Consider the following 13696-nt stretch of genomic DNA (forward strand, 5'->3'; position numbering starts at 1 on the left):
TTGAAAATCCAATTCCGGCGAGGAAGTCGTCATGAAAATCAATCCGTGCCCCCCCGGTTGACACCGTGTCGCGCGTTTTTGCATCACCCTGTTAGCGTATCGAATGCCCGTCGAGAAAGGTTCGTATGTTTCAATGCAGTTTGGTTTAAACAATCAACCCATGAGTGCCTTCAAAATAGGCGCCATATCCGCCCCCGCCTTCTCAGGTCAAGGTCAGAACGTTAACCAACGTAGCTCCGCCTGCCTGACTGGACAAGGCCCAATTCCTCCCGGTCATTACTACATATTTGATCGCGAAGGGGGCGGCCGGCTTGAGTGGTTCAGGAACTTGTTCAGTGACCACAGCGACTGGTTTGCTCTCTATTCGATTGATGGAAAAATCGACGACGAAACGTTCTGTAATCAGTTAGCGCGAGGTCACTTCCGTCTTCATCCAAGAGGACCTCGCGGCATTAGCGAAGGCTGCATCACTATCGAAAATCTCGCCGACTTTCATCACATTCGCGCGATACTCAAGAGCACATCGCCGTCTGCCGTTCCAGGCAGCAATTTGCGAGCCTACGGCAAGGTAGTTGTGGCATGAAGAAGGCTTTGCGCACTTGTGCGCTTGTATTGTGGGTGCTCGCTGGAACGATATTGTTGAGTCGCTGGTGGTACACAAATCCTGATCACTTCCCACACTTTCACGAGTCATTCTGGAACTACCTCGATCAGCTATTTGGAGTGGCGAATGTTGATGACGCACAGAACGTTGAATTTTTTGTTGTCGTCGTCGCGTCTTTCTTTGTTGTAGTGGCCGTAACCGCAGTTATCGTTGCAATTTTTTATTATCTCAAGCGACAGCGCTAACAAATAAATCAACCGCCAAGAAGCTGCGCTTCTTGCCGTCCGCTGAAGGCCAACGTTAGTTCTCGAACTACATGAAGCACCGCGGCATTCTATTTTTTGTGTTTGGCAGTGCGCTGCTGGAGTCCATTGCATTGGGGCGACAGAAGGCGTGGCGGGAATCTCTAAATAAATGGCTATGCGAGACCCCACGCCCACCTATGCCAGGAGTCGTAGACTCGCTCTTGGCTTCTGGCGGAATTGAATGGATGCTAGCATTCGCACCCCCCGCAATTCTTGGGCTAATTTTTATTTCTATAGCTTCGCGGTGGCCCATAGAAATCTGGTTCACAGTGCTTGCGTTGCATTTAGCAATCAGATTCAGTGCCTTCGCCGCGTCTAGTGAGCCGTGGGGAGCCTGCGGCCTAAGGAGAGATCATGTTCTTACGGCTCTGCTCGCCGATATTGCGTTTCTTGTTTTTGCTGTTGCCGGCGCCGTCGTTGGCGGACTGGCAGTGTTTATAATTCGACGTCTCCGAGTTTATATGAAATGACTATTTCGTCTAACATCTCAATGCACCGGACCGTCAAAAGCTTCGCTTTTGTCGTCCGGTGATCTCTACGTTGGGCCTAGGGGCTGTTCACATTTGCTGAATTGGAAGAATAGGGGATGTGGAAGAATAGTGTGGAAGAATAGGGGACAGACCACGGTTTGAAAATTGGGAAGAATAGGGGACAGACCACGGTTTGAAAATTGTGGTCTGTCCCTATTTCTTGCAGGTTGCCTTCACGATAGAAATTCGAGAGTCACGCGTATGAGTGCCACCGGGAACGACATAGCAACGGTTCTGAAACGGGTCGAAGAAACGTTGGAAACGGCCAAGCAAGGCCTTGCCGATTTGATTGATCCGTCCCGTTCACGGCGCTATACAGGACTCAGAAACCTGATCACATTTGGCAGATCCGCGACATTTGTGATGCAGAACCTACGCGGCATTGAAGGCTTGGACTTCGACTCCTGGTACACGCCCCACCAAGAAGCCATGAAGAACGACCCACTCATGCGTTATTTCATTGACGCTCGCAACGAACTGGAGAAGCAAGGCAAGCTAAGCGTTTCCACCTGCACACATATTAAGTCATTTTCTACGGGCGACATCCGTAAGTTCGGACGCCCTCCTGTCGGCGCCAAGTCATTCTTTATTGGCGATCATCTAGGCGGTACGGGCTGGGAGGTTGAGTTGGCCGATGGGCGAATCGAAAAGTACTACGTCGAGTTACCTTCGTCTATTGGCGAAGTGACGCAACAATTCGCAAACTTCCCCGTTGCAAAGGCGCCTGAGTTCGCAAATCATAGCGTTGAGGAATTGTGTTCAATGTACCTTGAGAAACTCGACGCGCTTGTGCTGGCGGCCAAGACCCAGTTTCTTCCGCAGCGAGAAGCGCCGAGACCCCCTGCTAAAAGTAGGGGGCATCTACGCGTAGTTAAGTAATTGGCGCAACGTGAATTCTAGTCATCAGCCCCAGCGGACCGCCAAAAAGCTACGGTTTTTGTCGTCCGCTGACTAGCCTCGTTAGGCCTATCAGGGGAGATCCCGCATGCTAATTACCTGCCACGTTGCAAAGCAAAAGTGGACGCAGAATTGATTGGCGAGCACGGGAAAATAGGGGGCAGACCACGGTTTTGCTATTTCTTGTTCCGAGACCGTGGTCTTTCCCCCATTTCCCTATTTTTCTGATCTGCAATTTTGGAAGGAGGAAGGGGCGATTTTACCAGGCAACCTCCACGCGAGGCATCGTGAGGCCCAACCAATCGTTGCTGTGGACGGGCCACAAGCGGCGCTTTGCACTGTTTGCGTCCGTTCGCGGAACTCAATTCGTTAGAGCACCCAATGATTATCGCCCACGCTCCTTCCGGTTACATTCTGGCAACTTCGATCATGGGGCGGGTCGCCAGCGTTGCGGTCTCCGCAAAGGCAATTGTTGCAGCCGGAATCGTTGGCGCGTTGGCGCCAGACTTCGACATGGTGTATTTCCACCTTCTCGACAATAGGCAAACCCATCATCACAAGTACCTGTCGCATTGGCCAATCATTTGGCTAACGTTGGCCACAGCGTCTGCATTGTGGTTCGGGTACGCCAGACGGTCGAAGGCCGCCATCCTGTCGCTGGTTTTTTGCGTGGGCGGTGTGTTGCACATAATCCTCGACTCCTTTGTAGGAGACATATGGTGGTTTGCACCATTCATCGACCAACCGTACGCCATGTTCACGGTACCCGCGAGGTTCAAGCCATGGTGGCTGAGCTTTATCCTGCACTGGTCGTTTGCAGTGGAGCTGGCAATCTGTATCTGGGCGCTTCTCATATACCGGGGGCGCTCTGACCATTCGCTGCAGGCTCGACAGGCCTCACGGGCCGCGGTCTGAGTTCAACCGTTGAGCATCAGCGTTCAACTCTGAGGAGGGAACTTGAAGATCATCGGCCTTATCGGTGGCATGAGTTGGGAATCCACTGTTCCGTACTATCGCCTAATCAATGAGTCGATCAAGGAACGCTTGGGAGGACTTCACTCTGCGAAGATCGTTCTCTACAGCGTCGATTTCTACGAAATTGAGCGGCTTCAGCACGCGGGCGACTGGGACGCTGCTGGCACGCTGCTGGCCAAGGCTGCGCGTGCACTTGAGGGTGCCGGCGCCGAGTTCCTGGTCCTGTGCACAAATACTATGCATAAGGTCGCTCCAACGATTGAGGCGGCCATCCACATCCCGCTGTTCCACATTGCCGACCCAACGGGCGACGCAATAAACAAGGCGGGGTTCTCCACGGTGGGCTTACTTGGCACCCGTTTTACGATGGAGCAGGCGTTCTATAGAGATCGTCTGCGCGAACGACACGGGCTCAGGGTGCTCACACCAAACGACGGAGACCGCGAAATCGTTCATCGCGTCATCTACGATGAGCTCTGCCAAGGAAAGATTGTCGACGCGTCACGCATAGAGTACCGCCGAGTGATATGTGATCTTGTGAGTCGTGGCGCAGAGGCAATCATCCTTGGTTGCACTGAGATTTCGCTTCTGGTCGGCCGCGAAGATTCGGCCGCGCCACTCTTTGACACAACGAGCATTCACGCGCGTGGAGCTGCAGAATGGGCGCTTTCATCGACGTGACGGCCAACACTGCTACGCGCAGAATAGGGGACAGACCACGGTTTGGAAATTGTGGTCTGTCCCTTATTTATCATTATTTATCATCCTAGCTAAGCCTCCGAAAATATGAGTTCAAGAGCATTCGCCGCGCTATTTCTTTTCACGCTGATTTGCATCGTCTTCCAGGGATTAATCTGGCACGCTTGGAATACCGGAACCCTTCAGCATTTCGCCGACGTATATAGCACCTTTGGAAAGACGGTTCCTCGATCGGTATCGTTCGGCGTTAGAACATTACCTTATTGGTGGGGCCTTCCATTCGGCAACGCCTTGCTTCTATCCATCGTTTGCTTTATCGCAAATCGCTCGCGCTGGCTATTCCTCCCACTTGTGCTGTCTCTGGCGTCAGCCATCGGAATGCTTTACATCATGTATTCAGGCCCGCTCCTTAAGATGGGATAGGGCGTCGTCTATGGCACGTCAGCAAAGCTCTAATCCTTCCCCAAGTAAATGAAAATAGGGGACAGACCACGGTTTGGGATTTGCGGTCGGTCCCTTATTTTATTCTTTGTGCGCGTCAGACTATTTCTACATTCGACAAGGTAGTGCCGAGAATATGCACACCACAATCCAGAAGGCCAAACGCACTTGCGCCACATGCGGAGCTGTGCAGGAACCAGAAAGCCAGCCACGAAGCGTGGTCGATGTTGTAGGCGCCTCTCTGTTGAGCCTGTTGGTCGTGGGACTGGTTATCCTTTTCGCCTATATTTTCGGTCTGCCGGGCGGGCGCTATAGCTTAGCCGTAATCGTAGGCATTCCGGGTTTGATTATCTGGGCGCTATGGAAAATGGTGGGCTCACCGAAAGTGCCCGACTCGCATTGCCCGTCATGTGGCCCGCGAGAGGCGGATTCGCGGTTTTCCTAGTTGATTAATCTATTGCGCAACATTACACCGTAGCCGATCTGCCAAGACCTGCACTTCTGCTCATCAGCAGGGCTTCGAAGTTAGACACTTTATACACACGCCTCACGATGATTACGCTGATTATTGTATTTGCACTCGTTACTGCACTGCCGATCAAATGGGCTGCGGATTTCACGGGCGGGGAAAGAACGGGTTGGCTCGTTTGTATGATCGCAGCTTTTCTGGGTCCCGTTGTCGCAGCCATAGCGTTCCGCATTGCGTCCGGTGGCTTTCTCGGTTTTGTTATTTCGTATCTCGCGTTGGTGACAACCTACGTCGTAGCACTTCGTGTTCCAGGTCGTTCGATAGTTGGCTTTTCTGTCGTCGTCCTGGCGCTGCAAATCGCCGTTGCTTTCGCGTTGGTGTCGTTTGGAGTCGGCAACTCCAAGGTGATTCTCGGCGCCTAGCGAACCTCGTTGTGCTATTTGCATGCTTTTCTTCTAGTGGTGCCTAGCTTTTCGGTCAGACAACCGAAAGCGGGACGCTCTCCGAACGAACAGCGCGGTTTTTCTCGTATTTCGTTGCTATCCTTTCGAGAAGGGTTGAATCTTGATCAAGAACAGCATGCTTGCAGACAAGCTATTGCAGCCTGCGCGAAACGCCGCGCCGTCCGGCGGGTGCAAGCCATAGGCAGTCGACACCTTACGAGAGGCAATCGATGTCATGAAGACCCAGTACTACACCGCATCAAGTCTTGATGGATTTATCGCTACCGAGGATGACTCGTTGGAGTGGCTGTTTCCTCTTGCGGATCTGAATGACTCCAGCTACCCGAGTTTCATTGCGGAAGTCGGCGCACTGGCAATGGGGTCCGCCACCTACGAATGGATCGTCCGCAATGCCGACAAGGTTGCAACCGAGACTGGATCACCTTGGCCTTACACCCAGCCTGTCTGGGTGTTCACCAGTCGCGTACTGCCGGTAGTTGAGGGTTCAGACATTAGATTCGTGCAAGGTGATGTGCGCGATATTCACAATGAGATAAGAGTGGCCGCCGGGGGAAAAAACATCTGGATTGTGGGGGGTGGAGACTTGGCGGGGCAGTTTCATGATGCAGGACTCCTGGATGAGCTGATCATCCAAATTGGCTCTGTGACGCTGGGCCGAGGCAAGCAAGTGTTTCCGCGCCGGGTTCTGAGCCCAACTCTGCGCCTCGTTTCAGTTCGACAGATGGGGGTTGGCATGGTTGAGCTGCGATATGAGGTAGGTAAATAGCTCCGCGTAATCATGAACGGGAGGTGGACCGACCGTTCGGGCATTCGCGTGGATGCAAACGTTGGGCGTCAATAAATTTACGTACGCATCCGAATCAGAATGTCTTCCCGCGTACGCTTCTTTTAAGGGATGAGAGAATGGCCGAATCACTCGAAGATCGGGTTGCCTACCTGGAGAAAATGATTTCAGCTCAACTCCAGCTGAATTCAACCCTGTTCAAGTTTATATTTACCGACAACGCTCGTCTTGGTCAGGATGTCGCGGAAGTCCTTCGCCAACTTCTTGTATCTCCAAATGCAGCGCTCACTCCTGAATTGGCAGCATTGGTTCGCGGTCTGCGAGCACTGCTGGTCGAACCGGTTCCTCAAGAAGTCGTTGAGGCGTCTCGCCAGCAGAGCAGTCGACCAACTGAATAGTCTGTTCGTTCTGCTCAGTCTGGAACCAGGGGGGGACCATGATGTGTGATGTCTTACGCAGCAAGATGCGCTCACCATGTTGCGGCCGTCCCTGATTTTCGTCCTATGGGGTAAGCGGTGAAGTCCGGTTGGCTTCACGCTAGGTGCGACATGACGAAGCAATTGTCCATGGCGATCGGTCTCCTGTTGGCAGGATCCGCGCTCGCGACCGAGATCTATCCGCGGGACGTCGCCGGGTACATCGAGCGCCGCGAAGTGTGTGAGCATTTTCGGGCAGAGCCTTGGCCCGAGGGGGGCTCCAGCGAAGAGCGGGAACGGCGAGATTTCATTGCCGCCCAGTTGCTTCATTACTGCAAGGGCGCGGATCAGGCTATTCGAGAGTTGAAGGCGAAATACAGGGACAACCGGGTGGTGATGGACCGGCTGGAGACTTATGAGGCAGACATTGAGGGAAAGCAAGACTGTGCGGTTCAGGGCGAGGTCATTCAGTGGGTCGCCGATTACTGCATGCTGAAGATGCAGACGGATGATGAAATAGCGGTTTCCGATTGCATTGAAGATAGCCGTCGAACGTCTTTTTCTACGGAATGTGCTGCAAAGATTTATTACAAACGGGTCATGTGCGCTCTATCCACGGACGGCGAAGCATCTGCAATGGCGATCGAGAAGTGCCTCGCCGACCCTGCTTTCATGGGAAGGACGGTCAGGCAGCGCGGTGTCGGCGGCTAGTTTTCCTGCGCTTGACCGGGCTTCTGACCGTGAGCGTTGGGCGTCGCGGGTGGACCCGGCGTATCGAAGTTGCGGTATGGTGAAGTGTTGCCGATGGCATTCCGCGGTCGGCGGATCATCCTAAAGGAGTCGTCATGGGACTTTTCAGCAGCATCCTAGCGAAGTTGGGGTTCGGCGATGACGCACCAACCCCCGCAGGTTCGGCCGCCCCGGCTTCGACAACCGCTGGAGCGCCGCCCGCGCCGTCAGCGTCCGCCACCCCTGCAGCGATCTCGCAGGTCGACGTCGTAGCAAAGCTTGAGGCACTTTCGGCCGCGAATGCTCAGAAGCTCAACTGGAAGGTCTCGATCGTCGACCTCATGAAACTGCTTGGCCTGGACAGCAGCCTTGCCGCGCGGAAGGAACTCGCCACCGAACTCGGCTGCCCGGCAGACAAGATGGCGGACTCCGCACAGATGAACGTCTGGCTCCACAAGACTGTCCTGCAGCGCTTGGCGGATAACGGCGGAAATATTCCGCGCGAGCTGCTGTAGCCAAATGTTCCCGTTTTGAGCGTTTGGCGATTGCCGCGTGATCACCGCGCAATACTGCGTAGTCCTTGTTCGATAGGTGGGGTGTCCAAAGTCAGGTCGTCGGTACGCGCCAGATCTATCGGTCCTCGGCCTCACGCCGGCATCGTGAGCGTGAAGGAAAACGGGGCGACGAAGACGATCAAGGACAACGCCTGAGCCATCTGTCGCGAAGGGCGACCAGGGTGAGTTCCCTGGCCGCCCCTTGGTTCAGCCGGCGCTCGTTTGCGGCAACGTGCCGGTCGCTCATTGGCGGGCAAGCGCATAATCGTGCTGAATGAATCCATGACCGCGCAGTCTGACCGCCCGAACTTGCATACTGAGCTAGCGAAGCCAGGATGACACTTCACGCCAACGTCACATGCCCCGCCTGCACGAGCCAGGACTGCCGCAAGTCCGGTTGGCGATCGGACGTCGAAAGGCAGATGAATCCGGGTCTCCGTCCGTATCGTTGTCGCGTCTGTCACCACCGCTTTTGGGCGCCGCGCGCGTCGTCGGGCCGGCGCTTCGCGTTTTCCGCCGGCGCGCTGTCGCTGGTGGTCATCGCTATTGCGGTGTTTTTGGCGTTCGACGAACCGCGAGTGGGCGGAAACGCGGCACATGAGCCCGTTGCGGCGCCGGCGGCGATCGATCCCTATACGCTGAGGGCGGCGGAGGAGGGTGATGCGGAGGCCCAAGTCCGCCTTGCGAAGCTGCTGCTGTTCGGCGGTGCGCAGGCCGGCGCGCAAGCCGCCGAAGCGGTGCGGTGGTTGCAGTCGGCGGCGGAGAAGGGCAATTCCGCGGCGATGGTGATGCTCGGGAAACTGTACCGTAGCGGCTTCGGTGTGCTGCAGGACTATGGGCAGGCCGTGAAGTGGATCCGGACGGCAGCCGAAAGGGGGGATCCAGAGGGCATGCTCGAACTGGGTCGGCTGTACCGTGACGGCGTCGGTGCTCCGCGGGATCCGGTGCTTGCCTATGTGTGGTTCAATCGTGCGGCCGCGGCGCGGCAGATCGACGCGGTACGACATCGCGCGGACGTTGCACGCGGCCTGACCGCGGACCAGTTGAAGGAAGCGCAGGCGCAGTCAGCGGCGCTCGAAGCCAGGCAACGCGACGCCAAACTGGCGAAGGACGGCAGAAAATGACGGCGCTTTGGCTCTGTGAAGGTCATGCAGCGGCGCAGTTGGCGACTTTGGCCTTTGGTTCGTCCGCCCTGCGATCCATGGCAGGCTGAGCCGCCGCAAACGCCCCGAGCCGCCGGATCGCGTCCTCGATGCGCGGCGACCAGGGGTTGCCGCAATTGAGGCGCAGGCAGTTGCGGAAGTGGCCACCGGGCGAGAAGAGTTCGCCGGGCACGATCGCGATGCCGGCCTGCGCGGCTTCCTCGAACAGCGTCATGCCGTCGCCGCCGGCGGGCAGTTCGACCCATAGCACGAAGCCGCCCTGCGGCTGCGAGATGCGCGTTCCGGCGGGGAAGTAGCGCAGCACCGCTTCCGACATCTGCATGACCTGTTTCTGGAAGGCGCGGCGCAGGAAGCGCAGGTGGCGGTCGGAGGCCGTCGATTCGAGGTAGCGTGCGGCGACCGCCTGCGTCACCGGGTTCGTCGCGCCCGAGGTCAGCGTCTTCTGCAGCAGGACCTCGGCGTGATAGCGCCCGGCCGCGACGTAGCCGAGGCGCAGTGACGGGATCAGCGTCTTCGACAGCGACGAGCACATCATGACGTTGCCGGTGGTGTCGAAGGACTTGAGCGGCCACGGGCGCTGCGGGCCGAAATACAGCTCGCCGAAGATGTCGTCCTCGATCACCGGAATGCCGCGTTCGGCAGTCAGTGCGGCGAGGCGGCGTTTTTCTTCGTCGGGCATCAGGCTGCACAGCGGGTTGTTGAAGTTGGTCACAAGCAGGCACGCGGCGATGCGCCGTTCGCGGCTCGCGATCTCCAGCGCATCCACCGACAGGCCGAGCCGCGGGTGGGTCGGAATCTCCAGCGCCTTGAGGCCGAGCTGTTCGAGCAGCTGCAGCATCAGGTAATAGGACGGCGATTCGACCGCCACCGTATCGCCCGGCTTCGTCACCGCGCGCAGGCACAGCAGCAGGGCTTCGGTGCAGGAATTCGTGACGACGATCTCGTCGGCGGCGAGGGCCTGCCCCCAGGTCAGCGAATGTCGCACGAGCTGGCGCACGAGCTCGGGGTGATTGATCATCGCGTGGCTCGCGGCGTCGAGGAGATGCTTGGCGTGCCGCCCGATCTGCCCGTACAGCCGTTGCAGCGTCGCGATCGGCAGGAGTTCGGGGGCGGGCAGCGCGGCGCCGAGCGGGACCATGTCCGGGCGGTTGTTCAGCGTGACGACGCGCATCATGCGGCTGCTGATGTCCACGGCGACGGGGCGTGTGCGGCGCGGGCGCGGCTGAGGTTCGAGCTGCGCGGCGTGGGTTGCCGTGGGCGCCCGCACGAAGAAGCCCGATTGCGGTCGCGCCTCGATCTGGCCGCGTTCCTCCAGTTGCCGCAGCGCCTGCACGACAGTCGAGATCGACAGCTTCTTCTCGCGCGCCATCGTGCGCACGGAGGGAAGCCGATCGCCCGGGCGCAGGATGCGCTCCGCGATCATGCCGCCCAGCTCGTCGGCGAGCACTTCATAGCGCAGCGCGCGTTGCTCCATTTCCGTCCCGTCCCGGCAAACCGTCGCTTTGCATTGTCCCGCCGACCGACCGCGACCGAAAGGCACAGTTGCCTCCATTTCCGACCAGTACACTTCAAAAAACTGCTGACTGTATCGATGTCAATTTCGTTTCCGTGTGTCTGTACTGGAGTGGTCGCGATTCCTAGACTGGCAGTGCGCGGTCAAAGACGACTTCAGGAGAGCGATCATGCGGATGTTGAGGAGCAGCGGAACGATCCAACTGGACGAATGGAGTCCGCTCGCCTTGCGCGACGCCAGCGGGCTGCGCGTGGAATGTACCCACGGCCGCATCTGGGTGACGGTGGAAGGGCAGGCCGGCGATTTCTTCCTCGACGCGGGCGACGTGATGCGCGTCGTCAGCAAGGGCTTGGTGCTGATCGAGGGGGTGCCGCGCGGCAACGTGCGCCTCGTTGCCGATGCGCCGTGGCCGATTCGCTGGGCGGGCCGCCTGCTGCGCCTTGTGTATCGTCCGCGTGCGCTGCGCGGTACGGGCGCCGCCGGGGCGGCGATCTGACCGAGGGGGCGGACGCGGGCGTAGAATTTCCCGCATGAAGCTGACCATCGAACCCCTCACGCCGGAACGCTGGTCCGATTTCGAGACCGTGTTCAATGCCAGGGGCTGTTCCGTCGCCCGCGGATGCTGGTGCATGTACTACCGCCTCAGCGGCGCGCGCGGTCCCGAAGTGGATGGCATAAAGAGGGCGCAGGCTTGGCATGCCCGCTTCAGGGCGGTGGTGGCCGAGGGGCCGCCGCCGGGCCTGATCGCGTACCGGGACGGGGCGCCCGTCGGCTGGGTGTCGCTCGGCCCGCGCGAGGACTTCGCGCGGCTCGAGCGTTCGCCGGTGATGAAAGCCGTCGATGAGCAGCCCGTGTGGTCGATCGTGTGCTTCGTCGTGCCGTCGCAATACCGCGGCCAGGGCGTGGCGCACGCGCTGCTCGACGGCGCGATCGCCTACGCCACGCAGTGCGGCGCACGCGTGCTGGAGGCCTATCCGGTGGATCAGCCGGGGCGCGCCCGCGACGATGCGATGTGGTTCGGCGCCAAGTCGATGTATGACGCCGCCGGCTTCGACGAAGTGGCCCGCCGCAAGCCGCACCGGCCCGTTGTCCGCCGCATCCTGTAAAGTACGTCTGCTCGAGGCGGGGGCGGATCCGACCCTGCGCACGCATCGACGACTACGAGACGCCGCGCGAGATGGTCGAGCACGCGGGGCTCGTACAATTCGCCGAACGGCTCGCCGATCACGAGCGGCGGCGTCGGATCCCGAACCGTTCGCACGACTGACCGGACCCCGCATGGACCGTTACACCGAAATCCGCAGCTTCGTCCTCGTCGCCGAAAAGGGCAGCTTTGCCGCCGCCGCGCTGGTCGAAGGCGTGACGCCGGTCGTCATGGGCCGGCGCCTCGACGGCCTCGAGAAGCGCCTCGGCGTGCGCCTGATGCACCGCTCGACGCGCGGCCTCACGCTGACCGACCTGGGCGAGCAGTTCCTCGAGCAGTGCCGCTACCTGATCCACGAGTTCGACGAGGCCGAGACCAGCGTCAGCGCCGGGCGCGACACCGTGCGCGGCCACCTCGTCGTGTCCGCCCCTGCGGCCTTTGGCCGCCGCCACGTTGCCGCGCACGCGCCGGCCTTCAAGGCGCGCTATCCCGAGCTCAAGCTGTCGTTCAACCTCACCGACAGCGTCGTCGACCTGGTGCGCGAGGGCTACGACATGGGCATCCGCATCGGCGAGGTCACCGATCCGAACTACGTCGCCCCCCGCCTCTTCCCCAACCGGCGTGTCGTCTGCGGCACGCCGGAATACTTTGCCCGCCATGGCGAGCCGCGTGTTCTGGAAGATCTGGCGCGCCACAATTGCCTCGCATTCAACCTGCAGGGCGGGCAACAGCGCGGCTGGAGCTTCGTGCGCGATGGCAAGCTGGTCGCGGTGCGCGTCGATGGCGACCTCGACTGCAACGACGGCGAGCTCCTGTATAGCTGGGTCAGGCAGGGGCTCGGAATCGGCTGGCGTTCGACCTGGGAGATCCAGGCCGAGCTCAAGCGCGGCGAACTCGTGACCGTGCTCGACGAGTTCGCTGCGCCCACCTACGACATCCAGGCCGTGTATCCGCAGCAGCGCTACCTGCCGGCCAAGGTGCGGCACTTCATCGATTACCTGAAGGGCATCTACAACACGCCCGGCTACTGGGAGCGCGGCTAGTCCGCACCCCTTCCGCGACTACTGCTGGGCGCGGAAGCGGTAGCCCTGGAAGTCGAGCACCACGCCGTCCTTCTCGGCGCTGGTGAGCGTCACACCGGGCACGACTTCCTCGCCTTCCTGCACCAGCCGGTCGTTGATCACGACCATGCGCTTGCCCGAGTCCGGCGCCGCCGCGAAGCCGGAAATGTCGAGGCGTGGCAGGATGCCGCGTACCGCGGGCGGCAGTTCGTGGAGGCTCAGGATGCGTCCGTCCGATCGCTTGCGGATCGCTGCCGGTGCAGGTGCTGCAGGACTTGCGGTGGCGATGCGTGTGGCGGCGGGAGCGGGAGACGGTGAGGGGGGCGCAGACTCGGCCGACTTCCGCGAACCGGACTCGCTGCGGCGGACCGGCGTGCCCACTGCGGCCTGCGTTTGGATTTCGGATGCCTGCGGTTCGCGGCGTGTCGTCGAGACGGGGGCTGCGGTTTTCATCGTTTCAGGGGCCGCAGCAGGTGGGCGCACAGGGGCGAGGGGGGCGAGTGCCGGTTGTGAGGCGGGTGCGGCAGCAGCAAGCGGAACCGGGGGCGGAGCAGGCTGCGGCGCCACCGCCAGTGGCGCTGCAGGTTCAGCGAGGGCGCTGGCGGCGGTGGACTGGCTCGGGCCCGCCGGCACCTCCTGTATCGCCTGCGGCGGAGGTGCCGGTTGCGGCATGGGTTGTGCCCACGTGGTCCGCTGCGGCGTTTCCGCAGCCTTTGCGACGGGCGCCGGCGCTGCCGGATGCGGTGCCGCTGCCTGCCACGGGCGCCACCAGCCCAGGATCGCCGCCGCGAGTGCGAGCGCGAAACCTGCTGCGAGATAGGGCGGGCGGGGCGTGGCCGCGTGACCCGTTGCGTTCGGCGTGGTCTCGGGAAGGGTGCTGAGGTCCGGCACCTTGCCGCGATGGCGGGCGTGCTCGGATTTCTGCAGGGCTTCGAGGATGTAGGACAT

General features: G+C 59.8%; 16 protein-coding genes. 14 read left to right on the forward strand and 2 right to left on the reverse strand.

Features of this window, described 5'->3' with window-relative positions:
• The first annotated feature begins 103 nt into the window (after positions 1–103).
• From BW991_RS22530 to BW991_RS22575, 11 genes are all read left to right on the forward strand, one after another.
• Positions 104–583 carry a DUF2778 domain-containing protein gene (locus BW991_RS22530; protein WP_212566941.1) on the forward strand — a complete coding sequence of 160 codons (480 nt, stop codon included), beginning with the start codon at positions 104–106 and terminating at the stop codon, positions 581–583.
• A complete protein-coding gene (locus BW991_RS23775) occupies positions 580–849 on the forward strand; it encodes a hypothetical protein (protein WP_139335985.1) in 270 nt (89 codons plus the stop codon). Before BW991_RS22530 ends, BW991_RS23775 begins: the two co-directional genes overlap by 4 nt.
• Positions 850–1640: 791 nt before the next feature.
• Positions 1641–2318: a hypothetical protein gene (locus BW991_RS22535; protein ID WP_076604359.1), complete on the forward strand. Its 678-nt coding sequence runs from the start codon at positions 1641–1643 to the stop codon at positions 2316–2318.
• Between the two features lie 399 nt (positions 2319–2717).
• On the forward strand, positions 2718–3251 hold the full coding sequence (locus BW991_RS22540) for a metal-dependent hydrolase (RefSeq protein WP_076604360.1): 534 nt from the start codon (positions 2718–2720) through the stop codon (positions 3249–3251).
• A gap of 42 nt (positions 3252–3293) precedes the next feature.
• Positions 3294–3992, forward strand: coding sequence for an aspartate/glutamate racemase family protein (locus BW991_RS22545; protein WP_076604361.1), 699 nt, complete (start codon positions 3294–3296; stop codon positions 3990–3992).
• Between the two features lie 1011 nt (positions 3993–5003).
• Positions 5004–5342, forward strand: a complete 339-nt coding sequence (locus BW991_RS22550) for a hypothetical protein (protein WP_139335986.1) — start codon at positions 5004–5006, stop codon at positions 5340–5342.
• 256 nt (positions 5343–5598) lie between these two features.
• The gene (locus tag BW991_RS22555) at positions 5599–6150 is read left to right on the forward strand and encodes a dihydrofolate reductase family protein (RefSeq protein ID WP_076604363.1); all 552 of its coding nucleotides are present in this window, start codon (positions 5599–5601) and stop codon (positions 6148–6150) included.
• Positions 6151–6287: 137 nt separating this feature from the next.
• The gene (locus tag BW991_RS23780) at positions 6288–6566 is read left to right on the forward strand and encodes an SGNH/GDSL hydrolase family protein (protein ID WP_139335987.1); all 279 of its coding nucleotides are present in this window, start codon (positions 6288–6290) and stop codon (positions 6564–6566) included.
• Between the two features lie 168 nt (positions 6567–6734).
• Entirely contained in the window at positions 6735–7295 is a 561-nt protein-coding gene (locus BW991_RS22565; protein ID WP_139335988.1) for a hypothetical protein, read from the forward strand.
• A 134-nt stretch (positions 7296–7429) separates the two neighbouring features.
• Entirely contained in the window at positions 7430–7828 is a 399-nt protein-coding gene (locus tag BW991_RS22570) for a DUF3597 domain-containing protein (protein ID WP_076604366.1), read from the forward strand.
• A gap of 461 nt (positions 7829–8289) precedes the next feature.
• On the forward strand, positions 8290–8991 hold the full coding sequence (locus BW991_RS22575; protein ID WP_244551791.1) for a tetratricopeptide repeat protein: 702 nt from the start codon (positions 8290–8292) through the stop codon (positions 8989–8991).
• A 22-nt stretch (positions 8992–9013) separates the two neighbouring features.
• Here BW991_RS22575 and BW991_RS22580 read toward each other — a convergent pair whose 3' ends face one another.
• Positions 9014–10504 (reverse strand): aminotransferase-like domain-containing protein, encoded by a 1491-nt coding sequence (locus tag BW991_RS22580; protein ID WP_076604368.1) that lies wholly within the window; start codon positions 10502–10504, stop codon positions 9014–9016.
• A 208-nt stretch (positions 10505–10712) separates the two neighbouring features.
• Between BW991_RS22580 and BW991_RS22585 the strand changes: the two genes are divergently transcribed.
• From BW991_RS22585 to BW991_RS22595, 3 genes are all read left to right on the forward strand, one after another.
• Positions 10713–11039, forward strand: a complete 327-nt coding sequence (locus BW991_RS22585) for a DUF2917 domain-containing protein (protein ID WP_076604369.1) — start codon at positions 10713–10715, stop codon at positions 11037–11039.
• A 34-nt stretch (positions 11040–11073) separates the two neighbouring features.
• Positions 11074–11649 carry a GNAT family N-acetyltransferase gene (locus tag BW991_RS22590; RefSeq protein WP_076604370.1) on the forward strand — a complete coding sequence of 192 codons (576 nt, stop codon included), beginning with the start codon at positions 11074–11076 and terminating at the stop codon, positions 11647–11649.
• 172 nt (positions 11650–11821) lie between these two features.
• On the forward strand, positions 11822–12730 hold the full coding sequence (locus BW991_RS22595) for a LysR family transcriptional regulator (RefSeq protein ID WP_076604371.1): 909 nt from the start codon (positions 11822–11824) through the stop codon (positions 12728–12730).
• Between the two features lie 18 nt (positions 12731–12748).
• Here BW991_RS22595 and BW991_RS23545 read toward each other — a convergent pair whose 3' ends face one another.
• On the reverse strand, positions 12749–13696 hold the full coding sequence (locus tag BW991_RS23545) for a general secretion pathway protein GspB (protein WP_084205206.1): 948 nt from the start codon (positions 13694–13696) through the stop codon (positions 12749–12751).

Source organism: Aromatoleum tolulyticum, from assembly GCF_900156155.1.
Lineage (GTDB): Bacteria > Pseudomonadota > Gammaproteobacteria > Burkholderiales > Rhodocyclaceae > Aromatoleum > Aromatoleum tolulyticum.